This is a genomic window from Pseudomonas sp. NBRC 111133 (assembly GCF_001320605.1).
Lineage (GTDB): Bacteria > Pseudomonadota > Gammaproteobacteria > Pseudomonadales > Pseudomonadaceae > Aquipseudomonas > Aquipseudomonas monteilii.
In genome coordinates this window covers 1-24,183 of sequence record NZ_BCBJ01000015.1, presented here as the reverse complement: position 1 = coordinate 24,183, position 24,183 = coordinate 1, and the positions used below count along the sequence as shown (strand labels likewise).

The 24,183-nt window shown below is 62.9% G+C and carries 23 protein-coding genes; 13 read left to right on the top strand and 10 right to left on the bottom strand.

From position 1 onward, the window contains the following. Window positions 1-102: 102 nt before the first annotated feature. Window positions 103-978, top strand: a complete 876-nt coding sequence (locus tag APH36_RS03365) for a carboxylate/amino acid/amine transporter (RefSeq protein WP_060497485.1) — start codon at window positions 103-105, stop codon at window positions 976-978. Between the two features lies 1 nt (window position 979). Further along, on the top strand, window positions 980-1,915 hold the full coding sequence (locus APH36_RS03360; protein ID WP_060497484.1) for an AEC family transporter: 936 nt from the start codon (window positions 980-982) through the stop codon (window positions 1,913-1,915). 69 nt (window positions 1,916-1,984) lie between these two features. Here APH36_RS03360 and APH36_RS03355 read toward each other — a convergent pair whose 3' ends face one another. Next, entirely contained in the window at window positions 1,985-3,286 is a 1,302-nt protein-coding gene (locus tag APH36_RS03355; protein ID WP_060497483.1) for a mechanosensitive ion channel family protein, read from the bottom strand. Window positions 3,287-3,428: 142 nt separating this feature from the next. Between APH36_RS03355 and APH36_RS03350 the strand changes: the two genes are divergently transcribed. Continuing rightward, a complete protein-coding gene (locus tag APH36_RS03350) occupies window positions 3,429-4,751 on the top strand; it encodes a DEAD/DEAH box helicase (RefSeq protein WP_225521602.1) in 1,323 nt (440 codons plus the stop codon). A 63-nt stretch (window positions 4,752-4,814) separates the two neighbouring features. Here the strand turns inward: APH36_RS03350 and APH36_RS03345 are convergent, their stop codons facing one another. Next, on the bottom strand, window positions 4,815-5,087 hold the full coding sequence (locus tag APH36_RS03345) for a hypothetical protein (protein WP_060497481.1): 273 nt from the start codon (window positions 5,085-5,087) through the stop codon (window positions 4,815-4,817). Window positions 5,088-5,290: 203 nt separating this feature from the next. Between APH36_RS03345 and APH36_RS03340 the strand changes: the two genes are divergently transcribed. Together APH36_RS03340 and APH36_RS03335 are read left to right on the top strand one after the other, a co-directional pair. Then, window positions 5,291-5,686 (top strand): hypothetical protein, encoded by a 396-nt coding sequence (locus APH36_RS03340; RefSeq protein WP_060497480.1) that lies wholly within the window; start codon window positions 5,291-5,293, stop codon window positions 5,684-5,686. A 106-nt stretch (window positions 5,687-5,792) separates the two neighbouring features. After that, the gene (locus APH36_RS03335) at window positions 5,793-6,719 is read left to right on the top strand and encodes a DMT family transporter (protein ID WP_060497479.1); all 927 of its coding nucleotides are present in this window, start codon (window positions 5,793-5,795) and stop codon (window positions 6,717-6,719) included. Here the strand turns inward: APH36_RS03335 and APH36_RS03330 are convergent. Continuing rightward, window positions 6,716-7,882, bottom strand: coding sequence for an MFS transporter (locus APH36_RS03330; protein WP_060497478.1), 1,167 nt, complete (start codon window positions 7,880-7,882; stop codon window positions 6,716-6,718). The two genes, APH36_RS03335 and APH36_RS03330, sit on opposite strands and share 4 nt — an antisense overlap. Before the next feature lie 105 nt (window positions 7,883-7,987). Here APH36_RS03330 and APH36_RS03325 point away from each other — a divergent pair, with 105 nt between their 5' ends. Both APH36_RS03325 and APH36_RS32520 read left to right on the top strand, forming a co-directional pair. Continuing rightward, a complete protein-coding gene (locus tag APH36_RS03325) occupies window positions 7,988-8,881 on the top strand; it encodes a LysR family transcriptional regulator (protein ID WP_060497477.1) in 894 nt (297 codons plus the stop codon). Between the two features lie 124 nt (window positions 8,882-9,005). Next, on the top strand, window positions 9,006-9,134 hold the full coding sequence (locus APH36_RS32520; protein ID WP_009683677.1) for a PA1414 family protein: 129 nt from the start codon (window positions 9,006-9,008) through the stop codon (window positions 9,132-9,134). A gap of 65 nt (window positions 9,135-9,199) precedes the next feature. On the opposite strand, the gene APH36_RS03320 is transcribed toward APH36_RS32520, so the two are convergent. Together APH36_RS03320 and speB are read right to left on the bottom strand one after the other, a co-directional pair. Next, entirely contained in the window at window positions 9,200-10,579 is a 1,380-nt protein-coding gene (locus APH36_RS03320) for a sodium:solute symporter (RefSeq protein ID WP_060497476.1), read from the bottom strand. 133 nt (window positions 10,580-10,712) lie between these two features. Next, a complete protein-coding gene (gene speB / locus APH36_RS03315) occupies window positions 10,713-11,663 on the bottom strand; it encodes an agmatinase (protein WP_003254586.1) in 951 nt (316 codons plus the stop codon). Between the two features lie 226 nt (window positions 11,664-11,889). On the opposite strand from speB, the gene APH36_RS03310 reads away from it, so the two are divergent. The 3 genes from APH36_RS03310 (at window position 11,890) to APH36_RS03300 (ending at window position 15,140) form a co-directional block, all read left to right on the top strand. Next, a complete protein-coding gene (locus APH36_RS03310) occupies window positions 11,890-12,783 on the top strand; it encodes a LysR family transcriptional regulator (protein ID WP_060497475.1) in 894 nt (297 codons plus the stop codon). A gap of 136 nt (window positions 12,784-12,919) precedes the next feature. Further along, a complete protein-coding gene (locus tag APH36_RS03305; protein WP_060497474.1) occupies window positions 12,920-14,476 on the top strand; it encodes a PAS domain-containing methyl-accepting chemotaxis protein in 1,557 nt (518 codons plus the stop codon). A gap of 64 nt (window positions 14,477-14,540) precedes the next feature. Continuing rightward, window positions 14,541-15,140, top strand: coding sequence for a tRNA-uridine aminocarboxypropyltransferase (locus APH36_RS03300; RefSeq protein ID WP_060497473.1), 600 nt, complete (start codon window positions 14,541-14,543; stop codon window positions 15,138-15,140). 41 nt (window positions 15,141-15,181) lie between these two features. Here the strand turns inward: APH36_RS03300 and APH36_RS03295 are convergent, their stop codons facing one another. The 3 genes from APH36_RS03295 to APH36_RS03285 all read right to left on the bottom strand — a co-directional run bounded on the left by APH36_RS03295 (window position 15,182) and on the right by APH36_RS03285 (window position 17,812). Next, window positions 15,182-16,540, bottom strand: coding sequence for a TolC family outer membrane protein (locus APH36_RS03295; protein ID WP_060497472.1), 1,359 nt, complete (start codon window positions 16,538-16,540; stop codon window positions 15,182-15,184). A 311-nt stretch (window positions 16,541-16,851) separates the two neighbouring features. Beyond that, window positions 16,852-17,217, bottom strand: coding sequence for a YbaN family protein (locus APH36_RS03290; RefSeq protein WP_060497471.1), 366 nt, complete (start codon window positions 17,215-17,217; stop codon window positions 16,852-16,854). A gap of 7 nt (window positions 17,218-17,224) precedes the next feature. Then, window positions 17,225-17,812 (bottom strand): YecA family protein, encoded by a 588-nt coding sequence (locus APH36_RS03285; protein ID WP_060497470.1) that lies wholly within the window; start codon window positions 17,810-17,812, stop codon window positions 17,225-17,227. Between the two features lie 244 nt (window positions 17,813-18,056). On the opposite strand from APH36_RS03285, the gene recQ reads away from it, so the two are divergent. Further along, window positions 18,057-20,204: a DNA helicase RecQ gene (gene recQ / locus APH36_RS03280; RefSeq protein WP_060497469.1), complete on the top strand. Its 2,148-nt coding sequence runs from the start codon at window positions 18,057-18,059 to the stop codon at window positions 20,202-20,204. Between the two features lie 150 nt (window positions 20,205-20,354). Then, window positions 20,355-20,792, top strand: coding sequence for a MarR family transcriptional regulator (locus APH36_RS03275; protein ID WP_016711876.1), 438 nt, complete (start codon window positions 20,355-20,357; stop codon window positions 20,790-20,792). Window positions 20,793-20,885: 93 nt separating this feature from the next. Here the strand turns inward: APH36_RS03275 and APH36_RS03270 are convergent, their stop codons facing one another. Then, on the bottom strand, window positions 20,886-23,069 hold the full coding sequence (locus APH36_RS03270; protein ID WP_060497468.1) for a patatin-like phospholipase family protein: 2,184 nt from the start codon (window positions 23,067-23,069) through the stop codon (window positions 20,886-20,888). 67 nt (window positions 23,070-23,136) lie between these two features. Here APH36_RS03270 and APH36_RS03265 point away from each other — a divergent pair, with 67 nt between their 5' ends. Continuing rightward, window positions 23,137-23,418, top strand: coding sequence for a SelT/SelW/SelH family protein (locus tag APH36_RS03265; RefSeq protein ID WP_060497467.1), 282 nt, complete (start codon window positions 23,137-23,139; stop codon window positions 23,416-23,418). Here APH36_RS03265 and APH36_RS03260 read toward each other — a convergent pair. Further along, window positions 23,419-24,183 (bottom strand): DMT family transporter (locus APH36_RS03260; RefSeq protein ID WP_060497466.1); only part of this gene is annotated, 765 nt, incomplete at its 5' end.

Genomic DNA, 24,183 nt, shown 5'->3' with positions numbered 1-24,183 from the left:
TCGATTGACGCCCCAATAAAAAAACCACGACAGGCGCCTGGATGGTTGAACTCATTTACCGCAACCCGCTAAGGTCGCGGCCTTGATTCACAAGAGGCAACCATGGGCTACCTGATAATCGTCGCGCTGATCCAGGCGTTTTCCTTCAGCCTGATCGGCGAGTACTTGGCCGGGCACGTCGACAGCTACTTTGCCGTGCTCGCACGGGTGCTGCTGGCAGGCCTGGTGTTCCTGCCTTTGACCCGCTGGCGCCAGGTCGAGCCGCGCTTCATGCGCTCGATGCTGCTGATCGGTGCGCTGCAATACGGCATCACCTACGTCTGCCTGTACCTGAGTTTTCGCGTGCTCACCGTGCCGGAGGTGCTGCTGTTCACCATCCTCACGCCGCTGCATGTGACGTTGATCGAAGACGCCATGAACCGGCGTTTCAACCCGTGGGCGCTGTTGGCCGCGCTGGTTGCCGTGGCCGGTGCGGCGGTGATCCGCTTCGACAGCATCAGCGGTGAGTTCTTCATCGGCTTCCTGCTGCTGCAACTGGCCAACTTCACCTATGCCGCTGGCCAGGTGCTGTACCGTCACCTGGTCGCACGCCACCCCAGCGACCTGCCGCATTACGCGCGCTTCGGCTACTTCTACCTGGGCGCCTTGCTGGTGGTGTTGCCGGCCTTCCTTCTGTTTGGCAACGCCCAGCACCTGCCGAGCACCGATGTGCAATGGCTGGTGCTGCTGTTCCTGGGCCTGTGCCCGACAGCGCTGGGCCTGTACTGGTGGAACAAGGGCGCGTGCCTGGTGTCTGGCGGTACGTTGGCGGTGATGAATAACCTGCATGTACCGGTAGGGCTGCTGCTGAACCTGTTGATCTGGAACCAGCACGAGCCGCTGGGGCGGCTGTTCATCGGCGGCGGAATCATCCTGGCGTCGGTGTGGTTGAGCCGTCTGGGGGGGCGGACCCAGGCACCGCTGGCCGGCAAGGCCTGATATGCACACCATCTTCGTCATTGTTGCGCCGATCTTCGCGCTGATCCTGGTCGGCTACCTGTGCCGCAAGACCAACAAGCTGGGCGACAAGGCCGCTGCCGAAATCAACAAGATGGTGGTCTGGCTGTGCCTGCCGGCGTTGCTGTTCAAGGTCACCGCCACCGCCACCTGGAGCGAGATCTGGCACCCTGGGTTCATCGTGGCTTTTGGTGCAGGTGCCCTGGCCATGTTCGTGATCACGCTGGCGTGGCGGCTGTACAGCGGCCATGGCCTGGTGGCGTCCAGCATCGATGGGCTCAGTGCGGGGTATGCCAACACCGGCTACATTGGCATCCCGTTGTGCCTGTTGCTGTTCGGTCAGGCGGGCTTGCAGCCGGCGCTGATCTCGTCGTTGATCGTGGTGTGCCTGGTGTTTGCCATTTCACTGACGCTGATCGAGATCGGTTTGCAGGGAGAGCGGCATGTTGGTCGTGCCATTGTGGTGGTGGGCAAGGCGCTGGCGAAGAACCCGTTGGTGATCTCGCCATTGGCCGGGGCAGGCTGGGCCATGACGGGCTTGGGGCTGGCCGAGCCGGTGATGCATTTTCTCGACATGCTGGCGTTGGCCACCACCCCCTGCGCCTTGATCTCGCTGGGTGCATTCCTGGCGGAAAAACGCACCGGGGCGCAGGCCAGTCCGTGGCCTCTTGTGGGGTTGAAGCTGGTAGGGCAGCCAGCGCTGACCTGGGTGCTGGCGTACAAGGTGTTCAGCCTGCCGAGCATGTGGGCAGCTTCGGCGGTGTTGCTGGCGGCGCTGCCGACCGGGACCGGGCCGTTCATGCTGGCGGAGTACTACAACCGCGAGGCGGGGCTGATATCGCGGACGATCCTGCTGTCGACCGTGGCTTCGCTGGTGACCTTGACCGGGTTGTTGTACCTGTTGGGGTACGCGGGGTAGCGGCCGGCCTCTTCCACAAGTACTGCACATGGCTTGCCTGCGATGGGCTGCAAAGCAGCCCCGGCAATCTCAAGCCTCGCTCATCTCTTCCAGGCGACGCGGCGCAGGCTCATGTGTCACGCGCCCGCTCAACCCCACCCGCATGTCATTGCCACTCGGCTGCTGATAAAGGCTCAACCCGAACTCCGGCAACACCGCCAGCAGGTAGTCGAAAATATCCCCCTGAATCCGCTCGTAGTCCGCCCACACCGTGGTGGTGGTAAAGCAGTAGATCTCCAGCGGCACACCTTCGGCGGTGGTCTGCATCTGCCGCACCATGCAGGTCATGTTCGGGTGCACGTTGGGGTGGTTCTTCAGGTAGGCCAGGGCAAAGGCGCGGAAGGTGCCGATGTTGGTCAGTTTGCGACGATTGGCCGCCAGCTCCGCCACGGGCCCCAGGGCCTCGTTCCAGTTTTGCAGCTCCTGGCGCTTGCCCGCCAGGTAGTCGCCCAGCAGTTGCACCTGGCTCAGGCGCTGTTCCTCTTCGCGGGTGAGGAAGCGTACCCCAGCCGCATCGATGAACAGGCTGCGCTTGATCCGCCGGCCGCCGGATTGCTGCATGCCGCGGTAGTTGCGGAACGACTCGCTCATCAGGCGCCAGGTGGGGATGGAGACGATGGTCTTGTCGAAGTTCTGTACCTTGACGGTGTGAAGGGTGATGTCCACCACATCGCCGTCGGCACCCACCTGCGGCATTTCGATCCAGTCGCCCACATGCAGCATGTCGTTGCTGGTCAGCTGCACGCTGGCGACAAACGACAGCAGGGTGTCCTTGTACACCAACAGCAGCACCGCCGACATGGCACCCAGGCCAGACAGCAGCAACAGCGGCGAGCGGTCGATCAGGGTGGCGATGATGACGATGGCGGCGAAAATCCACAGCATCATCTTGGCCAGCTGCACGTAGCCCTTGATCGAGCGGGTGCGGGCGTGCTCGGTGCGGGCGTAGATGTCGAGCAGGGCATCCAGCAGGCACGACAGTGCCATGGTCATGAACAGCAGGGTGAAGGCCAGGGCGACATTGCCGAGGAAGTGCTGGGCCGTGTCGGACAGTTCCGGCACCAGTTTCAGGCCAAACTGCAGGACCAGCGACGGCGTGGTCTGCGCCAGGCGGTGAAGGACCTTGTTGTGGCGCAGGTCGTCCAGCCACTTCAGTGCCGGTTGGCGAGAGAGCAGGCGGGCGCTGTGCAGTACCAGAAAGCGCGCCAGCCGGCCGATCACCAGGGAAATCAGCAGCAGCACCGCCAGGCCGATGGCCGCGTGCAGCATGGGATGTTGGTCGAGGGTGCCCCACAGGTCGAGGGAGTCACGCCAGATTCGTTGGATATCCATGGGCTTGGGTACAGTCTTGTTACGAAACGAAGTGCCATTAGAGCGCGGATGGCGGCAAAGTTGCCAAAAGAAATTCGGCTAAGCCGGCAGAAAACGTTACCCTATACAACTGAATTTCCCGCACTTGCCCGAGGTTACCTCCGTGTTCTCCCAATTCGCCCTGCATGAACGCCTGCTTAAAGCCGTGGCCGAGCTTAAATTTGTCGAGCCAACCCCGGTGCAGGCCGCGGCCATCCCCCTGGCCCTGCAAGGGCGTGACCTGCGCGTGACTGCGCAGACCGGTAGCGGTAAAACGGCTGCCTTCGTGCTGCCGCTGCTCAACCGCCTGGTCGACCTGAAAGGTGGACGGGTAGAGATCCGCTCGCTGATCCTGCTGCCGACCCGCGAGCTGGCCCAGCAGACCCTCAAGCAAGTGCAGCTGTTCTCGCAGTTCACCTACATCAAGGCGGGCCTGGTCACTGGCGGTGAAGACTTCAAGGAACAAGCCGCCATGCTGCGCAAGGTGCCGGATGTGCTGATCGGCACCCCGGGCCGCCTGCTCGAGCATCTCAATGCCGGCAACCTCGATTTGTCCCACGTGCAAGTGATGATCCTCGACGAAGCCGACCGCATGCTCGACATGGGCTTCGCCGAAGACATGGAGCGCCTGTGCAAGGAGTGCGAGAACCGCGAGCAAACCCTGCTGTTCTCGGCCACCACCGGTGGCGCGGCCCTGCGCGACATCATCGGCAAGGTGCTGAAAGACCCTGAGCACCTGATGCTCAACAGCGTGTCTCAGCTGGCCGAAGGCACCCGCCAGCAAATCATCACCGCCGACCACGACCAGCACAAAGAAGCAATCGTGCAGTGGCTGTTGGCCAACGAAACCTTCGACAAGGCGATCATCTTCACCAACACCCGCGCCCTGGCTGACCGCATCTACGGCCACCTGGTAGCCAAGGACGTGAAGGCCTTCGTGCTGCACGGCGAAAAGGACCAGAAGGACCGCAAGCTGGCCATCGAGCGCTTCAAGCAGGGCAGCTCCAAGGTGCTGGTGGCTACCGACGTGGCGGCCCGTGGCCTGGACATCGACGGCCTGGATCTGGTGATCAACTTCGACATGCCACGCAGTGGTGACGAGTACGTGCACCGCGTGGGCCGTACCGGCCGTGCCGGTGGCGAAGGCCTGGCGATCTCGCTGATCACCCACAACGACTGGAACCTGATGTCGAGCATCGAGCGCTACCTCAAGCAGCAGTTCGAGCGCCGGGTGATCAAGGAAGTGAAGGGTACCTACAGCGGGCCGAAGAAGGTCAAGGCTTCGGGCAAGGCGGCTGGCAGCAAGAAGAAAAAGGTCGAGAAGAAGTCGGGCGACAAGAAAACTGCCGCCAAGCGCAAGCCGACCGCCAAACCGAAGACCAATGCACCGCTGGCCAGCGCTGATGGCCTGGCGCCGCTGAAAAAGCGCAAGCCGGCTGCTGAGTAACACCACGTAGTTGTGTTGGCTTTTTCGCGGGCACGCCCGCGAAGAGGCCAGTACAGGCGACAACTACTCAGCCTTCTGCTCCGCCGTTTTCAATTCCTTGATCCGCTGGTCGATCAGCTGACACTTGTCGGGCAAGTCATTGCTCGCCGTCTCCAGATCCATCCCCTGAAGCTCGTCATTGATCTCCTTGGCCTTCTGCGGGTTCTGCTCGGTCAACTGGGTAACCAGCCCGGCCAGCTCTTCACGTTTCTGCGTGGCTTCTTCCGGTGTGCAGGCCCAGGCGGGCAGGGCGCAGGACAGGGCGATGGCGCAAGTAAAGGGTAGTAGCGGTTTCATCCTTTTACCTCCAGCGGTGGTTATGCGCGGTGGAGGGTAATAGGCCCAGGCAAGTTCAGCGATTACGACCGATGGCAATGACGGTCAGTCAGCCGGCGAGGGGGGGGCGCGCCGTCATATCTATTCCATTTTCCGGAACGTCACCACCCACTTTCCGGTCCCAACCTGTGTACCCCTTCCGTCCACAGCTGGAGCCCATCACCATGAGCATCCCCTACGACTGGGACCTGATCGAGCGTTTGTTGCACGAGGTGCAGAACGGCGCTGGTCACAGCTTTACCCCACGCCCCTATGCCGAGCAGCACGCTGCAGCGCTGGCTGCCAAGGGTGAGCCGGTGGGAGACCTGGACCTGCTTAAAAACCTTGCCTGCGAGTACGAGAAGCTGCTGTTCAAGCGTGGCTTCATCGAAAGTCGGCCTGAAGAAGAGGGCGGCAATGGCGAAAACTTCGTGCTGACCGAGCGCGGTTTGCGCCTGATGAGCCTGATCGACAGCAGCATCCCCGGCTTCGAGCACCCGCGTCAGGTGCTGGACGAGCAGGCGGATGCGCTGGATGAAGCCACCTTCGAACAGGTGTCAGCGAAGGCGCAGATTGCTTGAGGTCGTTTTGAGGCTGGCAACGGTGGGCATGGAAACCCGATAATCGGTAACTTCTGAATACTGCCGAGCCTTTGCCCATGCCTACGATCACCCCAGAGGCCCGCTCATGAGCGCGGTCCGCAAGAACCCTGACGCGTTCGCTTTCCAGGTGATGCTGGGGCTGTGCCTGATCTGGGGTTGCCAGCAGGTGCTGATCAAAACCGCCGCCGTGGATATCGCCCCGGTGATGCAAGCGGCCCTGCGCAATGGCATCGCAGCCATATTGGTAGGCCTGATGTTGTGCTGGCGTGGTGGTTGGGAGCAAGTCGGCAATACATGGCGCGCCGGAGTGGTGGCAGGTGGGTTGTTTGGCCTGGAATTCCTGTTCATTGCCGAGGGGCTGAAGCTGACGTCGGCGGCCCACATGTCGGTGTTCCTCTATACCGCACCGGTGTTTACCGCGCTGGGCCTGCATTTCAGGTTACCCAGCGAGCGCCTGAGGTTGTTGCAGTGGCTGGGGATTCTGCTGGCATTTAGTGGCATTGCCATGGCGTTTGCCGGTGGCATGTCGTTCGAGGAGATGGATGGCCGCATGCTGCTGGGTGATGCCTTCGGTGTCATCGCCGGCCTGGCCTGGGGCGCGACCACGGTGGTGGTGCGCTGCTCACGACTGTCAGAGGCGCCGGCGACCTTGACCTTGTTCTATCAGCTGGCGGTGGGTTTTGCCGGGCTGTTGCTGATTGCCTTGCTCAGCGGGCAGATCGGCGCCGTCTCGCTGACGCCATTGGCCATGGGCAGTGTGCTGTTCCAGGGGATTGTGGTGTCGTTCGTCAGCTACCTGACCTGGTTCTGGTTGCTGCGCAAATACCTGGCATCAAACCTCGCTGTGTTTTCGTTCATCACCCCGCTGTTCGGGGTGACCTTTGGTGTACTGCTGCTGGATGAGCCGCTGAGCGTCAACTTTGTGATTGGCGCGTTGATGGTGCTGCTGGGGGTGATTCTGGTAAGTGCCGAGCCTTGGGTGAAGAAGCAGCTACGGCGGTATGTCGGTTAAAGGTTTGCTGGGCAGGCGCCGCCGGCCCGCTCGCTGCGTGCCAACCGCACCAACCCTCCGGCCACCACCAACCCGCCCGCCGCCGCCATCAGTGCCGGCTGCAGCCCGCCGCTGTACTGGATGCTGAGTGCTGCCAGCAATGGTCCACTCAGTTGCCCCAGGGCAAAGCATGCGGTCAATAGCCCGGCATTGCGTTGCGTGGCATGGGGTGCCAGCTCTCGCGAGCGTTGCATCACCAGTTGCATGCAGGCCAGGAACGGCCCGCCACATAGCACCACGCCCAGCGCCAGCCCGATGCCTCCGCCCAACAGGCAGGCCAGCACGCCGACCCCTTGCAGCCACAGCGTGGCGGTCAGCCAGGTTGAGGTGCGGCCGCCACGGCGCAGGCTTACTAGCAGCACGCCCAAGGCCGCCGCAAGGCCAAACGCCGGCCAGAACAGGTCGGCCTGCCACTGCCCCTGGAACTGTTGGTTGGCCATTTGCGACAGGAAGGTGGCCGGCAAGATGTAACCCACGCCGTACAGCGCATACACCAGCCCCAGGCGGCCAATACCGACGCTGCGGGTAGGGCCTTGGTGCACTGGCGATGCGGCTGGCGCCGCTTGCAGGGCGCGTGGCAGCCATGGCCGCACGGCCAGCAACATCATCAGCGCAGCCACGGCATAGATCAGCCACAGGGCGGCCGAGCCCAGCCCCAGCACATGCGCCACCAAGGCCAGCAGCCCGGTCACGGCAATGCCCAGGCCCGGCCCGGCGAACACCAGGGCGCCTTGGCGCTGGCGGTTGTGTGCATTGGCCACGCGCTGGCTGAGGCTGGTGATCATCACCAGCACCCAGGCACTGGCCACACCGGTACCAAAGCGCAGCAGCAGGTGGCTCCACAACCCATCAGCGGCCCACGAAGCCAGGGTCAGCAGCACGCACAGCCACAGCCCACCCTGCAGGCGTAGGCGAACCTGGCCGGGTGAGCGGGCGAACATGGCATCTACCGCGCCAATGAAATAGCCCAGGTAGTTGGCTGCCGCGACCAGCCCGGCAACCGCCAGGTCGAACTGGCCTTCGGCGATCAGTTGCGGCAATTGTGGCGTGAGGGCGAAACGGCCGATGCCCATGGCCATCATCAGCGCCACGGCGCTGGCCAGCAGTTGGATAAGTGGCGACATGACAAGTCTCCTGCACAGATGTAAGCGATAGCCGGCAGGTTAGGGCGGTTTTTTTTCAATAAAATTGAATAATGATGATCAAGTTGTTCTGTTTTGGAGAATGCCGTGGAATTCAGCCAACTGCGTATCTTCCAGGCCGTGGCCGAGGAAGGCTCGGTCACCCGTGCCGCAGAGCGCCTGCATCGGGTGCCGTCAAACCTGTCGACGCGCCTGCGCCAACTGGAAGAGCAATTGGGGGTCGAGCTGTTCCTGCGTGAACGTCAGCGCCTGCAGCTGTCGCCGGCGGGCAAGGTGCTGCTGGACTACGCACACCGCATGTCGGCCTTGCGCGACGAGGCGCTGGCTGCCGTGCGGGGCGGCCAACCGGCCGGGGATTTTGTGCTAGGGACCATGTACAGCACGGCGGCAACCCATTTGCCGGCGTTGCTGGCGCGCTATCACCAGGCCTACCCGGCGGTGAACCTGCAGGTGCGCGCTGCCCCTAGCGGCGAGCTGCTAGAAGGCTTGCTCAGCCACCGCCTGGATGCTGCCCTGGTGGATGGGCCGCTGAACCTGGCGGGGCTGGATGGCGTACCGTTGTGTGACGAGCATCTGGTGCTGATCACCAGCCCGGAGCACCCGGCAGTGCATACCGCCAAGGATGTGGCAGGGAAGGCAGTGTTCACGTTCCGCCAGGGCTGCTCGTACCGCATGCGCCTGGAGGCCTGGTATGCCCATGCGCATACCCCGATGGGCCGGGTCATGGAGATCGAGTCTTACCAGAGCATGTTGGCCTGCGTGATTGCCGGCGCTGGCGTGGCGATGATGGCCCAGTCGATGCTCGACAGCTTGCCTGGGCGCGACCGGGTAAGGGTGCACCGCCTGCAGGCACCGTTCGATCAGGCGGTCACTTGGCTGATGTGGCGCCAGGGTATGCGCGGTGCCAATTTGCAGGCGTGGATCGACCTGCAACAAAGCGAAACGATTAACCAGTCGTCGGAACGCGCCGTTACGGCTTGATCCGCGTCAAAATGGCCCTTATCTGTAAGAGCAGAGGCATGCGTAATACAGGACATCGGGCTATGATCTGTATGAAACATCGCAGGATTGATTTGCCGTGAGGCTGACCCGTCAAGGGGGCATTATGAATAAACCACTGTCCAACTGGCTCCACGACCTGGCGGTTGCCTTGGGGCTGATTCCACCACCCTTGCAGCCGGTGCCGATCCCGACTGATGAAGAGCAGCGCAAGCGCCAGCCGCGTCGTCGCTGATAAAAGAAGCAAAGGCCGCTGCATCCGGTTGGATGCAGCGGCCTTGTTGTATCTGTCAGGGTCTATCAGGCCAGCTTCACCGCTGCCACCGACTTACGCGACATCAGGCTAACCACCACAAAGCTCACCAGGCCAACAGCCAGGCTGTAGTAGATCGGCGTATTGGCCTCCAGCCCGTCCTTGAACATGAACAGCAGCGCGGTGGCAAAGCCCAGCGACATGCTGGCAATGGCGCCGGCGGTGGTCGCACGCTTCCAGAAGATCGCCCCGATCAGCGGGATCAGCATGCCGCCGACCAGCAGGTTGTAGGCCAGGGTCAGTGCGTTGATCACGTCGTTCACCATCAGCGCGATACCCAGTACCACCAGGCCGGTGAGCAGGGTGAACAGGCGGCTGACACCAAGGCTCGACTGCTTGCCGCCACGCAGCTTGGGCAGCAGGTCTTCGGTCACGGTCGTCGAGGCCGCCAGCAGACCGGCACTGGCGGTGGACATCATGGCTGCCAGCGCTGCCGCCATCAGCAGGCCACGGATGCCATCGGGCAGGGTGGTCTTGATCATTTCGGCGAACGCATTGTTCGGGTTGGCCAGGTCGGGCATCAGCACATGTGCAGCCATGCCGATCGCGGCGCAGGCCAGGCCGTACAGCACGCAGTACACACCGGCGGTGGTACCGGCACGCTGGCAGACTTTCTCGTCACGGGCGGTGAACACCCGCTGCCAGATGTCCTGGCCGATGAGAATGCCGAAGAAGTAGATCAGGAAGTAGGTGATGATGGTGTCCCAGCCAATGGTGGTCAGCTGGAAGCTGGCCGCCGGCAGCTTGGCCACCAGGGTATCCCAGCCACCGGCCTTGTACAGGCACACTGGCAGCAGGATGAACATCAGGCCGACGGTTTTGATCACGAACTGCACGATGTCGGTCAGGGTCAGCGACCACATGCCGCCAATGGTGGAGTACAGCACCACTACACCGCCGCCGAGCATCAGCGAGGCCCAGAATGGCAGGTCCAGCAGCACTTGCAGTACGGTGGCCATGGCCAGGGTAGAGGTCACGCCGATCATCAGCGCGTAAGCCAGCATGATCACGGCGCTGGCCTGGCGAGCGGTCGGGTTGTAGCGCTGCTCCAGCACCTGAGTCACGGTGAAGATGCGCAGGCGCAGCAACGGTTTGGCGAGGAACAGGTTGATGGCGATGATGCCCAGGCCCAAGGCTGCACACAGCCAGAAACCGGAAATGCCGTGAACGTAGCCCAGGCGTACGGTGCCAACGGTAGAAGCTCCACCCAGCACGGTCGTGGCCATGGTGCCCATGTACAGGACCGGGCCGAGGTTGCGCCCGGCTACCAGGTAGTCTTCGTGGGTTTTCGCGCGCCGCATGCCATACCAGCCAAGCCCGAGCATGCCGGCGGTATAGATCATTACAACAATGATGTCCAAGGCCATTGGGGGTCTCCCGATTATCTTTATTATGGCGAGATCGACCACGCGGGCGGTTGCACGGCGCCCGGCGGTCTTGTCGTGTTGTTGGCGGGCCTCAGTGGCCCTCCCTCATGGCTCCTGCCGGGGTGTAGCGGTATTAGCGACGCACTACGCCCGGTAGCACGCAGAGCATTTCGAACAGCAGGTTGGCACCGAGCAGCGAGGTGTTGCCGGTGGTGTCGTAAGGCGGGGAGACTTCGACAAGGTCACAGCCGATCAGGTCCAGGCCGTGGCAGCCGCGAATGATCTCCATCGCCTGGATGGTGGTCAAGCCGCCAATTTCCGGGGTGCCGGTGCCAGGCGCCCAGGCCGGGTCGATGCCGTCGATGTCGAACGACAGGTAAACCGGGCCGCCGCCGACTTTTTCCCGCACTTCGGCCATCAGTGGCTCCAGCGACTTGTGCCAGCACTCTTCAGCCTGCACCACACGGAAGCCCTGGCGGCGGCTCCAGTTGAAGTCGTCGGCGGTATAGCCCTGGGCGCGCAGGCCGATCTGCACCACGCGGTCGCAATCGAGCAGGCCTTCTTCCACGGCGCGGCGGAAGGTGGTGCCGTGGGCGATCTTCTCGCCAAACATGTGGTCGTTGACGTCGGCGTGGGCATCAATATGCACCAGGCCGATCTTGCCGTGCTTCTTGTGCAGTGCGCGCAAGATCGGCAGGGTGATGGTGTGGTCGCCACCCAGGGTCATCGGGATGACATTGTGCTCGACGATCTCGTCATACGCTTCTTCGATGATGCGCACGGCGTCCAGCAGGTTGAAGGTGTTGATCGCCACGTCGCCGATGTCGGCCACCGACAGCGAGTCGAACGGTGCGGCACCGGTGGCCATGTTGTACGGGCGGATCATCACCGACTCGGCGCGAATCTGCCGTGGGCCGAAGCGGGTGCCGGAGCGCAGCGAGGTGCCGATGTCCAGCGGCACGCCAATGAAGGCGGCATCCAGGCCTTCGGCGCTTTGCAGGTGGGGGAGACGGAGCATGGTGGCGATGCCGCCGAAACGCGGCATTTCGTTGCCGCCCAGTGGTTGGTGGAGAGTCTTGTCCACGGTGGGCCTCATCAGTCGGTCGATTGTTCTGTTTGTTCGAACCTGTGCCGCCGCGCGCCATTTCATGTGTGGTTTTGCCGGCGGGCAGGGACATTTCGGCCAAGTCTGCTGAAGGTAGTGGCGGGGAAGAATCGCTACCGACAAAAACTTAGTTCAGGAATTTCTGAACTAAAGGCGGGCAGAGCGGTTAGACTGCGCGCAAATACCCCTGCGGAACCGTTGCACCATGGCCTCGACCTTGCCCGACCTGAAACTGCTGCGCATCTTTATCAGCGTGGTGCGCCACCAGGGCTTTGCCAACGCTCAGCGCGAGCTGAACCTTTCAACCTCGGCCATCAGTACGTACATGAGCCAGTTGGAGGGGGCCCTGGGTATCGTGCTGTGTCACCGTGGCCGGGGCGGCTTCAGCCTCACCAGCAAAGGCGAACTGTTCCACCAGGAAACCCTGCGCCTGTTGGCCGAGCTGGACGGCTTCGAGCAGTATGCCGCTGCCCTCAAGGGAGAACTGCGCGGCACCCTCAACCTTGGGGTGATCGACTCCACGGTTGGTGACCGGGCCTTGCCGCTGGCCGAAGCCATTGGCGCCTACAGCCAGGAGCACCCGGCGGTGCACCTGCACCTGTCGGTGTCCAGCCCCTACGAGCTGCAACTGGGTGTGCAGGACAACCGCCTGGACCTGGCCATTGGCGCGTTCTCCTCGCGCATGAGCGGCCTGCTGTACCAGCCGTTGTACCGTGAGCAGCACTGGTTGTACTGCAGCAGCCGTCACCCGCTGTATGCCGAGCGGCGTATCCCTGAACCGGTGGTGACGCAGCAACGCATGGTCGGGCGTGGCTACTGGAGCCAGGCTGAGTTAGCCCGGCATGGTTTCAAGCACAGTGCGGCGACGGTGGAGAGTATGGAGGCGCAGCTGATCCTGATTCTGTCCGGGGCCTATATCGGTTATTTGCCCGAACATTACGCCCAGGCCTGGGTCGACAAGGGCGACTTGCGTGTGCTGTCGCCGTCGACGTTTGGTTACCAGGCCCCGTTTTCGCTCATCATCCGCCGCGGGCGTAGCCGTGAACCCTTGATCCAGACCTTCCGCGACCTGCTGAAAAGCCAGCTCAATGTGGGTTGATGAGCACGTTGTTCATGTATTTCGTCGGGAGGCTCTAATTTCCTGCATGGGGTGGCCGCTAACCTGATAGCGCTCTGCTACATATCAATTTGCGCTGATGATTTTCCCTCATTTCATCCTGCAAGGATCGCCCAAGATGCGCATGAATTTGCCCGTCACTGAGCACGAAAGAACCTTTTCCAGCGATCAACGCCTGATTTCCACCACGGACCTGAACAGCCGCATCACCTACTGCAACGATGCCTTCGTGGCGATCAGCGGCTTCACGTACGACGAGCTGGTCGGCCAACCCCACAACCTGGTGCGCCACCCGGATATGCCGCCGGCGGTATTCGGGCATATGTGGGAGACCATCAAGCAGGGCAAACCGTGGATGGGCGTGGTCAAGAACCGGGCCAAGAACGGGGACTATTACTGGGTCAGCGCCTATGTCACGGCGATCTACGAGCAGGGCCGCATCAGTGGCTACGAGTCGGTGCCCACGCGCGAGCAGATCCGCCGTGCCGAGGCGCTGTATGCCCGCCTGCGCAGCGGCAGGGCTGCCGTGCCATGGGCGGCGCGGCTGGGGCATGGGCTGGGGCACGGCTGGCCGCTGTTTGGTGCGGGCCTGTTGTCGGCGGCTGGCTACCTGTGGCTGCCACCCTATGCAGCACTTGGCGTGCTGATGGCCAGCCTGCTGTTGGCCTGGTACCTGGTCGAGCACCGGCAGAACCAGGCCATCCGCCGCACGCTGGCCGAGCACCCCAAGGCCTTTACCAGCCCGCTGGTGGCGCTGACCTACAGCGACAACCCAGGGCTGCAGGGCCAGCTCGACCTGGCCATCATCAGCGAGGAAGCACGACTGCAAACGGCTTTGACCCGTTTGGTGGATGCGGGCGTCGGGGTGAAGTCGCGGGCGGCGCAGTCGTCCGATTTGTCCGATGCGCAAGCACAAATGCTCGACCGCCAGCGCAGCGAGACCGACCAATCCGCGACGGCCATTGCCCAGATGGCGGCGACCATTCAGGAGGTTACCCACAACGTGCAAAGCACCGCACACGCGGCGGGTGATGCCGACCAGCTGGCACAACAGGGCAGTGAGTTGGCGCTGCAAAGCCTCAAGGCCATGGGCAGCATGAGTGATGCGGTCAATGACATCGGCCAGGCGGTCAACGCTTTGGCCGAGCAAACCCAGTCGATCGGCAGTGTGGTCGATGTGATTACCTCGATTGCCGAGCAGACCAACCTGTTGGCACTGAACGCAGCCATCGAGGCGGCGCGCGCGGGCGAGCAGGGGCGCGGGTTTGCCGTGGTGGCGGATGAAGTACGTTCGCTGGCCCAGCGCACCCGTGCGTCTACCGATGAGATCCACCACATCATTGCCTCGCTGCGTGCAGGTGCCGAGCGTGCGGTGAGCACGGCCAGCCGGGGCGAGCAGATATCGCGGGAGAGCGTGCACAGTGTCGAGGCCGTGCAGGCGGCGTTGAGCGGCATTGCCCAGGCGGTCAGCCGTATCACTGGCATGAGCCAGCAGATGGCGACGGCGTCGGAGCAGCAGAGCCATGTGGCTGAGGACATCAACCAGCAGATCGTGAGGATCGCCCAGTTGTGTGACCAGAGTGCCGGGCAGGCCAGGCAGGGGGCGCAGATCAGTCAGGACTTGGAGCGCATGGCGGAGTATCTGCATAGCCTGGCGGAGCGCTTCAACCGCTGAGGTTGCTGGGCCCGCAAAGCGGGCCCCGTTTCTGTGGCAAACTGTCTCCGCCAAGGAGAACCCCATGCCCAGACCCCGTTGCGAGCGCTGCCAGCGCCCGCTCGACCATTGCCTTTGCCCACTGATCCCCGCACTCGACAGCCGCACCCGCGTCATCCTGCTGCAGCACCCCAGTGAAACCGCCCATGCCCTGAATACCGCACGCCTTGCTGCCCTTGGCCTGAACAATGCCGAGTTGCGGATTGGAGAGGTGTTCGAGGACTTGAGTGAACTGTTGGCGACGCCCGGTTACCGCCCGGCGCTGCTATTCCCGGGTGACGACGCCCAGGTGCTCTCGGCGTATAGCGAAGCCGAAGACCAACCCTTGCTGCTGATCGTGCCCGACGGCACCTGGCGCAAGGCGCGCAAGCTGTTGTACATGAATCCGTTGCTGGAGGGGTTGCCGAGAGTGTCCTTGGGGGCCGTTACGCCTTCACGTTACCGGCTGCGCAAAGCGCCGGAAGTGGGGGCATTGTCGACGATCGAGGCGGTGGTGGGGGCATTGAATACGCTGGAGCAGCCTGTCTGCTTCGATGCACTGCTGGCGCCTTTCGAGGCGTTGATCGAGGGGCAGATCAAGGCGATGGGGATGGAGACGTTTCAGCGTAACCATGGCGCCGAGTGAGGGTTGGGGGCCGCAAAGCGGCCCCCGAATCTCAAATCCGATCAACGCATCTCGGGCAGGCGCGCCTCGGTGCGTACCTCAGTGGTAGCCAGCGCCTCTGGCGGCAGCGAGATATGTTGCTTGGTCAGCAACTCACCCATGGTCGCCAGTACGCGATAACGCGAGAACTCCTCGGTATAACGCACTTCGGTGTAGCGGCGGTCGGCGTTGTACAGCTCGTTTTCACTGTCCAGCACGTCCAGCAGGGTACGCTGGCCCAGGCCGAACTGGTCCTGGTAGGCAGCACGCACGCGCTTGGTGGTCTCGGCGTATTCACGCGCAGTCGGCAGCTGCTTGCTGGCGTTGTTCATGGCGTTCCACGCCAGGCTCAGGTTTTCGGTCAACTCACGCAGGGCGTTGTTGCGGATGTCCAAGGCCTGGTTGATCTTGTGCGCGTCAGACTGCAGGCGGGCCTTGTCGCTGCCGCCACGGAACAGGTTGTAGTTCATCTCTACACCGGCCTGCCAGTCGTTGTTGTTGTGGCCTTTCTCGCCGCCGGTGTTGTTGTTGGCACCGGTTGCCAGAATGGCGTCGAAGCGCGGGTAGAAAGTCGACTTGCCGACCTCGTACTGCTGCTCGGCCGCGTTGACGTCAGCCTGGGCAGATTTGATGTAGGGGTTGTTCTGACGCATGCTGTCGCGGGCGCCTTCGAGGGTTTCTGGCACCTCGGCCTTGATGGTCTGCGGGCTTTCCAGCTCGTCCGGGGCACGGCCGATCACGCTGAAGAAGTTGGCCTCGGCATCGGCCAGGTCGACTTCGGCGGTATCCAGGTTGTTTTCTGCCAGGGCGCGACGTGCGCGGGACTGGTCAAGGTCGGCGGTGCTGCCAACGCCGCGCTCGTTACGCAGGCCGATCTGGTCGTTGACGCGCAGGTGGGCTTGCAGGTTGTTCTTGGCCAGGGTTACCAGCTCGCGGCGCTTGAGCACTTCCAGGTAGACCTCCACGGCACGCAAGGCGACATCCTGGGCAACGGCCTGGGTGTAGTAGGCACGGGAGGTGGAGACTGCCTTGGTACGGCCCACTTCATTCGAGGTGTTGAAGCCGTCGAAGATCATCTGCCGCAGGCGCAGCTCGGACTGGGTGTAGTTGAGGGTTTCCTTGTTGTGGTTACCCTCGGCACGGGTAGTGGCGTTGTCCGAACGCTGGCGGCCATAGCCAGCGACCAAATCCACGGAAGGGTAGTAGCCACCACGCGCAAATTTCACGTCCTCATCGGCCGACAGCTTGCTGTTGCGGTTGGAGCTGACTTGTGGGTGGTAGTCCACGGCGCTCTGGACGGCCTCGGTGATCGACATCGCCTGTACGTTGGCACTCGCCAGGGCCAACAGTAATGCACTGGTGATGGGGTTCAAAACGCGCATGGTACATCTCCCTGATCCTGGAATTGATCCTGCTGCTCGCCAAAAAAATGACGATAATGTTATCGCGTATAGTGTTGCAGGTTTTTAACAACACAGCTAAGTACATTCAACGCGATACATAAGAAGATTTATTCATATAAAATTTAAATATAAGATCGTTTTTCTCTAAAAAAGAGACCGATAAGTACTGAAAGCGAATACGCGTAACGCGTTCCAAGCCAGTGTCTGCAAGGCTTTCGTGCGGTTTCAGAATTATTCTGGATAAAGGAAATATCCGTTAGGCGAAAGTGATATTTGGCGACAAAAAAATGTCACTTTGGCGTGTGCAGGGTTTTCTGTCTGAGGATATACAGGCTGACCAGCACGGCGCTGGTCAGCATGAATGTGCGCGCCCAGAAGAGGGGAACCAGATAGCACGACAGACCAATGCTGGCCCACATCAGGCCGATGGCGTAGACCTTGCCTTTGAGGGGAATGCCTTCACCACTGAGGTAGTCGCGAATCCACGGCCCGAGCTTGGGGTGGTTGACCAGCCAGTGGTGAAAGCGCGGCGAGCTGCGGGCAAAGCAGGCTGCCGCCAATAGCAGGAAGGGGGTGGTGGGCAGTACCGGCAGGAAAATTCCCAACACCCCCAGCGCAACGCTGAGCCAGCCGATGGCCAGCAGCAGGTAGCGCACAGGCAGATTAGTGGTGGCGTGGCTTGAGCAGCGCCGGTTTTTCGTCAGGGGCGTGCAGCAGCAGGAACAGCGCGGTCAGCGCTTCGGGGATCTGTACGATCATGTCGTCCTGCAGGTTGGCGTTGCTGGCGATGTCGGCGAACTCTGGCTGTTCGTCGAACAGGCCCGAGCCGACCATGATCGGCAGCAGCATCTCGCTGACTTCTTCTTCGGCGTTCTCGAACCAGGCTTCTTCACGCAGGAACACGCCTTCCATGAAGCCGATGCACCAGCCGCGCAGGTCGGAATCGTCCGGCTCGTCGGTCAGGTCCAGGTCGCATGGCAGTTCGAATTCGTCGTCGCTGGCCAGCTGGCGGGCGATGAGCGCCTTGAGGGCAACCAGCGTCGCCTCGATTTCGGTGCGCTGGGCATCGCTGCTGTAGTGCGGCTCTTCGGCGAACAGGGCGTCGATCCACTCGCGTTCCGGTACATCCTCGGCGTTGATCGACAGGGCGGTGAGGTAGCCGTGTGCGGCGACATAGTCCAGCGCTTCTTCGTGCAGCTCGTCGGCGTCGAGGAAGGCTTGCAGGCGGGTCAGTTGCTCGGCGAAGGACATTACAGGGCTACCTTGGGGAATAAACGATAACGAATTCTAGCACCTTGCAGCGGCAGCGGGGCAAAGGGAACGTCTATCACCGTGGTGCCCTGCGCGGTGCGGTGCTGCGGTATACTCCACGGTTTTTCATCCAGGGGCAGGGTTTACCGGTCGCCTGGCAAAAACCGCTTACGCTTTTGGCGTGTGCGGGGCGGGTTTTTCGTCCAGCCTGTTTCCAGGATGGTACGGCGATTTGGAGTTGCACATGCTCGAACAGGCTCAGCGCGTTCTCAAGGACATCTTCGGCTACGACAGTTTCCGAGGGCGCCAGGCAGCAATCATCGAATGCGTGGCCAATGGCGGCGATGCCCTGGTGCTGATGCCCACCGGCGGCGGCAAGTCGTTGTGCTTCCAGGTACCGGGGCTGCTGCGCCCGGGCCTGACGGTGGTGGTTTCGCCGCTGATCGCGCTGATGGATGACCAGGTTGCCACCCTTGACGAGCTGGGCGTGCCGGCGGCTGCGTTGAACTCCACGCTGACCCCTGAGCAGCAGCGTGACCTGGCCGGGCGCCTGCGCCGTGGCGAAGTGAAGATGCTGTACCTGGCGCCGGAGCGCCTGGTGCAGCCGCGCATGCTCGACTTCCTGCGTGACCTGGACATTTCGTTGTTTGCCATTGACGAAGCCCACTGCGTCTCGCAATGGGGCCACGACTTCCGCCCCGAGTACCTGCAACTGGGCCAGCTGGCCGAGCTGTTCCCGCATGTGCCGCGTATTGCGCTGACCGCCACCGCCGACATGCGAACCCGCGAGGAAATCGTCCAGCGCCTGCACCTGCAAGGCGCCGAGCGCTTCCTGTCGAGCTTCGACCGGCCCAACATTTTCTACCGCATCGTGCCCAAGGAAGCGCCGCGCAAGCAGCTGATGGCCTTTCTGGGCGAGCGCCGTGGCAACGCAGGTATCGTCTACTGCCTGTCGCGCAAGAAGGTCGACGAAACCGCCGCCTTCCTCTGTGACCAAGGCTTCCCGGCATTGCCGTACCACGCTGGCCTGGCTGCCGAGACGCGCGCGGCCAACCAGCACCGCTTCCTCAACGAGGAAGGGCTGATCATGGTCGCCACCATTGCGTTTGGCATGGGCATCGACAAGCCCAACGTGCGCTTCGTTGCCCACCTCGACCTGCCCAAGTCGCTTGAGGCCTATTACCAGGAAACCGGCCGTGCCGGCCGTGACGGCCTGCCCTCCGATGCCTGGATGGCCTACGGCCTGCAGGACATGGTGATGCTCAAGCAGATGCTGCAGAACTCCGAAGGTGACGATCGCCACAAACGCATCGAGCAGCACAAGCTCGATGCCATGCTGGCGCTCTGCGAGGAAACCCGCTGCCGCCGCCAGTCTCTGTTGGCCTATTTCGACGAAACCCTCGAACAGCCCTGCGGGCATTGCGACAACTGTGTCGACAAGATCCAGACCTGGGACGCCACCGAGCCGGCTCGCCAGGCCCTGTCGGCGGTGTTCCGCACGGGCCAGCGCTATGGCGTCGGCCACCTGGTCGATGTGTTGCTGGGCAAGGACACCGAGAAGGTACGCAATTTCGGCCACGAGAAGCTGTCGGTTTTCGGCGTCGGCAAGGGCCTGGCCGAGGTCGAGTGGCGTTCGCTGTTCCGCCAACTGGTGGCGCGCGGCCTGGTTGATATCGACCTGGAGGGCTATGGTGGCCTGCGCTTGTCCGACAGCTGCCGGCCACTGCTGCGTGGCGAGGTCACCCTGCAATTGCGCCGCGACCTCAAGCCGCAGACCACGGCCAAGGCTTCGTCGTCCAGCGGCGGCAGCCCGGCCAGCCAGCTGGTGCGTGCCGAAGAGCGCGAGCTGTGGGAAGCGCTGCGTACCTTGCGGCGCAAGCTGGCGGAGGAGCACAGCGTGCCCCCCTACGTCATCTTCCCCGACTCGACGTTGCTGGAAATGCTGCGCAGCCGGCCAGTCAGCCTCGGCGACATGGCCCAGGTCAGCGGCGTGGGTGCGCGCAAGCTGGAGCGCTATGGCCAGGCATTCCTCGAAGTGCTGAACAACAGTGGCGGCACCGACGAGGCGCCGAAAGTGGTGCTCGACCTGCGCCACGAGTTGGTCAGCCTGGCGCGCGCCGGCATGACGCCGGCGCAGATCGCCGGGCAGCTCAACTGCAGCGAGAAGAACGTGTATAGCCTGCTGGCCGAGGCACTGGGCCGCCAGGAACTGAGCCTGGACCAGGCCCTCGACCTGCCGGAAGACCTGCTGATGGAAGTGCAGGACGCCTTCCTGGATGGCGAAGGCGAGCTGCCAGCGGTGTCGGCCATTGCGCCGTTGTTCGGCGCCCGGGTGCCGGAGGGCGTGCTGTATTGCGTGCGCGCCGCGTTGGCGGCGGAGTTCGAGCTGTAAACGGCGGCAGGATCGAAGGCACAAGCGCCATCTGCTGACCTTTGTCATGCTTTTTGACGATTATCGAACACACCAGCGTGTCCGAGCCTTGCCTCGTGGCGCCGGCCATGGTTAGCTGCCTAATAATTAGATCTATTCAATGAGTTGCTTATGCCCCTGACCGACAACCAACACCGCTTTGGCATGCAGCTGGCCCAGATGTCCCGGGGTTGGCGTGCCGAACTGGATCGCCGCCTGGCCGGGCTCAACCTGTCCCAGGCGCGCTGGCTGGTGTTGCTGCACCTAGCCCGTTTCGAAGAAGCCCCGACCCAGCGTGAGCTGGCCCAGAGCGTGGGCGTTGAAGGCCCGACCCTGGCGCGTTTGCTCGACAGCCTTGAGGCACAAGGGTTGGTGCGTCGGCAGGCGGTGCTGGAGGACCGGCGGGCGAAGAAGATTGTACTGTGCCCGCCGGCCAAGCCGCTGATCGACCAGATCGAGACCATTGCCAATCAACTGCGGGTGGAGCTGTTTACCGGGGTGGACGAGGCGGACTTGCAGGTGTGCATGCGGGTGCATGCGAAGATCCTGGCCAACCTCGAGAAATCTTGAATACAGCTGCAAGCCCTAAGCTGCAAGCCTCAAGTAGAAACAGATCTTTGTTTCGGCTCGATCTGCTTCTACTTGAAGCTTGCAGCTTATAGCTCAGAAGGTATGCCCAAGGTTCAGGTACACCGCCTGCTCATGCGCACTGTTGGTGCCATAGCTGAAGTTCAGCGGCCCAAGAGGCGTCTCCAGCCCCAGGAAGATACTCGCCGCATTGATGTACCCGCTGTCGAACGCATTGTCGTTGTTCCACGCCCGCCCACGTTCCAGCGACCCGCCAATGTACAGCGGGAAGTCCAGCGGCACGTAGGCCCGTGGCGTCAGCCGGCGGTAATAGACCATGCGCATCAGGCTCACGTTCTGCCCCGACACCGAATCCTGGCGGAACCCTGACAGCTGCCGCGCGCCACCGATCACGAAGCTCGACGTCACCACTTCGGCGTCATCCAGCGTGCGCCCGTAGCGCCCGCCCAGCACGAAGGTATTCGGCCCGCTGCTGATGGCCTTGTCCAGGTTGAACAACCACTGCCGATAATCCTGGTCCGAGTCCAGCGACTTGTCGTACTTGCGCAGGGTCAGGCCTATGTCTTCGCCGCTGTGGGGGAAGTACACGTTGTCGAGGGTGTCGAACGAGTACTTCAGCTCGTAGAAACCTTCGTTGAAGCTGACTTTGGGCAGGTCCTGGTCGCCGATGCGCACCTCGGCCTCGCCCCACGCCTTGCCCACGCCCAGGCGCACTTCGCCATTGGTGCCGATCTGCCGGCCAACGTTCAGGCCAAAGCCGTAGCGCTCCAGGCGGTATTCGGCGATGGGGTCGTTGTCCAGGGTGGCCTCGATGTTCTGCGAGCCGAAGTCCAGGTACGGTGCGATGAAGTAGCGCGAGCCCACGTCCAGCGGCTGGTAGAATTCACTGTACAGCTCTTGCTGGTCACCGATCTGGCCACGGGTCAGCCATTCGGCACCCAGGCTGTTGATGCCGTTGACCCGGTAGCTGGCACCCAGGTTGAAGGCGCTGTCGCCACGCAGGTCGTCCGACAGGTTCAGGCCCAGGCGCAGGTAGTCGGTACCGCCGCGTCGGCCGCGGGCATTGATCACCAGCGTATTGTCGTCGCCCTTGTGCGCCACGCGGTACTGCACCCGGTCGAAGTAGTCCAGGCCATACAGCGTGCCCATGTCGGTCTGCAGGCGGTCCAGTTCCAGCGGGGCATCGATCGGCTGGCGAATGTAGGAACGGATGACATCGTCGCTGACCTTGGAGTCGTTCTCGATCCGGATCGCGGTAATCACCGGTGTGCGCTGACGTGGCGAGCGGGCCACCGCCAGGCTGCTGTCTTCGGGCTGGCGCAGGCTGGCAAGGCGCGGGTCGAGCAAGCGGGTGGCGCGGTAGCCAGCGTCGATCATGTCCCGGGCGCGGCCGAAGTCGGTTACGCCAAACGCAGTCAGCGAAGGCTGGATGAGGATATCGTCGCGGTGCAGGCTGGCCAGTTGCTCTTCCGAGTTGCGCCGGGTCATCAGGGTGATCGACTGGTTGAGCACGTCGACCACCGTGGCCAGTTGCTTGCGGTCACGCAGCGGGGTGCCGATGTCGACCACGATGGCCAGATCCACGCCCATTTCCCGGGCCACGTCCAGCGGGATGTTGTCGACCATGCCGCCGTCCACCAGCAGGCGACCCTCCAGTTCGACCGGGGCGAACACGGCGGGGATCGACATGCTGGCACGGATTACCTGGGGCAGGTGGCCGCGACGGAACACCACTTTTTCGCCACTGGCAATGTCGGTGGCCACGGCGCGAAAGGGGATGGGCAGCTTGTCGAAGTCGCGTGTGTCGGCGGTATGCGCCAGCTTGCTTTCCAGCAGCAGCGCGAGGTTCTGGCCCTGGATGACCCCCAGCGGCAGGCCTAGGCTGCCGTCGTCGCGAAAGCTGAGCTTCTGTTTGACGAGGAAATCGCGGTCATCCTGCTTGCGCCGGAACGGCACGTCCTTGCGCGGTGGGGCATCGGACAGCGCCTGTTGCCAGTCCAGTGTGGTGGCGAGCTTTTCCAGCTCTTGGACGCTGTACCCCGAGGCGTACAACCCGCCGACCACAGCCCCCATGCTGGTGCCGGCGATGGCGTCAATGCGCACGCCTTGTTCTTCCAGGGCCTTGAGCACGCCGATATGGGCCAGGCCACGGGCCGCGCCACCCGACAACACCAGCCCGACCTTGGGCCTGGCCGGTTCGGCGGCAATTGCCGTGAGGCTGGTGAGGGAGAGCAGAAAGCAGAACAGCAAACGGCGCATCGTGAGTCTCAAACCGTGGGCTAAAGACCGCTAGTATAAGCGGCCCCTTACCTGGAGATGCGTCACCATGGCCGACAGCAAGCCCGAAATAGTCATCACTTATTGCACCCAGTGCCAATGGCTGCTGCGTGCCGCCTGGCTGGCCCAGGAACTGCTCAGCACCTTTGCCGACGACCTTGGCCGGGTGGCGCTGGAGCCGGGCATCGGCGGCATCTTCCGCATCACCTGCAATGGCGTGCAGATCTGGGAGCGCAAGGCCGACGGCGGGTTCCCCGAGGCCAAGGTGCTGAAGCAGCGGGTACGCGACCAGATCGACCCTCAGCGTGACCTTGGCCATAACGACCGCTGATCACGCACCTTCGGGCAGTGGCTGCTTGGGCGGCTGCTCGGCGGCCAGGCGGCTGGACAGCACGATGGCGAAGATGATCAGCGCGCCGCCCAGCAGCATGCGCAGCGTGGGGGTTTCGGCGAACACGACCCAGGCCACGGCAATGCCGTAGACCGGCTCCATACCGAATACCACCGCGGCGGTGCGCGCCTTGATCACCGCCAGGCTGGCGACGAACAGGCTGTGCGCCACGCCGGTGCAGAAGATACCGAGCAGGGCGATCCACAGCCAGTCCATGGTTGCCACGTCTGCCAGGCCGGGTGCTGCGAAGGGCAGCAGGCACAGGCCCACCACTAGGTTTTGCCACAGCGCAGCCTGAACCGCAGGCAAGCGCCCGGAGCCGGCGCGGTTGGTGAGTGACAGCAGCGAGAACAGCAACCCGGAAAGCAGTGCCCAGAGCAGGCCGCCCGTGGCTTCGCTGGCCAGATCGAAGGCCGGTGTGACCAAGACCAGGCCAATGCTGACCAGCAGTACCAGCACGGTCTCGTTGCGGCGGATGCGTTCGCGGAACAGCAGGCCTTCGAGGATGACGGTAAAGGCCGGGAAGCTGGCGAAGCCGAGGGTGGCGATGGCCACGCCGCCGACTTTGACGGCGATGAAGAAGCTGACCCAATGGCCGGCCAGCAGCACACCACCGAGCAGCAGGCGGCGGATGTCCTGACTGCTCAGGCGTTGCCAGCCCGGGCCGGCGAGGCTGGCGAACAGGGCCAGGGCAAGCACGGCGAA

Coding starts and splice junctions, on each gene's coding strand:
- APH36_RS32520 (WP_009683677.1), top strand. CDS start 9,006: ATGAATAAACCACTGTCCAACTGGCTCCACGACCTGGCGGTTGCCTTG.
- APH36_RS03270 (WP_060497468.1), bottom strand. CDS start 23,069: ATGCGCCGTTTGCTGTTCTGCTTTCTGCTCTCCCTCACCAGCCTCACG.
- APH36_RS03300 (WP_060497473.1), top strand. CDS start 14,541: ATGCCCAGACCCCGTTGCGAGCGCTGCCAGCGCCCGCTCGACCATTGC.
- APH36_RS03305 (WP_060497474.1), top strand. CDS start 12,920: ATGCGCATGAATTTGCCCGTCACTGAGCACGAAAGAACCTTTTCCAGC.
- APH36_RS03345 (WP_060497481.1), bottom strand. CDS start 5,087: ATGAAACCGCTACTACCCTTTACTTGCGCCATCGCCCTGTCCTGCGCC.
- APH36_RS03340 (WP_060497480.1), top strand. CDS start 5,291: ATGAGCATCCCCTACGACTGGGACCTGATCGAGCGTTTGTTGCACGAG.
- APH36_RS03335 (WP_060497479.1), top strand. CDS start 5,793: ATGAGCGCGGTCCGCAAGAACCCTGACGCGTTCGCTTTCCAGGTGATG.
- recQ (WP_060497469.1), top strand. CDS start 18,057: ATGCTCGAACAGGCTCAGCGCGTTCTCAAGGACATCTTCGGCTACGAC.
- APH36_RS03365 (WP_060497485.1), top strand. CDS start 103: ATGGGCTACCTGATAATCGTCGCGCTGATCCAGGCGTTTTCCTTCAGC.
- APH36_RS03310 (WP_060497475.1), top strand. CDS start 11,890: ATGGCCTCGACCTTGCCCGACCTGAAACTGCTGCGCATCTTTATCAGC.
- APH36_RS03285 (WP_060497470.1), bottom strand. CDS start 17,812: ATGTCCTTCGCCGAGCAACTGACCCGCCTGCAAGCCTTCCTCGACGCC.
- APH36_RS03275 (WP_016711876.1), top strand. CDS start 20,355: ATGCCCCTGACCGACAACCAACACCGCTTTGGCATGCAGCTGGCCCAG.
- APH36_RS03330 (WP_060497478.1), bottom strand. CDS start 7,882: ATGTCGCCACTTATCCAACTGCTGGCCAGCGCCGTGGCGCTGATGATG.
- APH36_RS03265 (WP_060497467.1), top strand. CDS start 23,137: ATGGCCGACAGCAAGCCCGAAATAGTCATCACTTATTGCACCCAGTGC.
- APH36_RS03355 (WP_060497483.1), bottom strand. CDS start 3,286: ATGGATATCCAACGAATCTGGCGTGACTCCCTCGACCTGTGGGGCACC.
- APH36_RS03295 (WP_060497472.1), bottom strand. CDS start 16,540: ATGCGCGTTTTGAACCCCATCACCAGTGCATTACTGTTGGCCCTGGCG.
- APH36_RS03320 (WP_060497476.1), bottom strand. CDS start 10,579: ATGGCCTTGGACATCATTGTTGTAATGATCTATACCGCCGGCATGCTC.
- APH36_RS03360 (WP_060497484.1), top strand. CDS start 980: ATGCACACCATCTTCGTCATTGTTGCGCCGATCTTCGCGCTGATCCTG.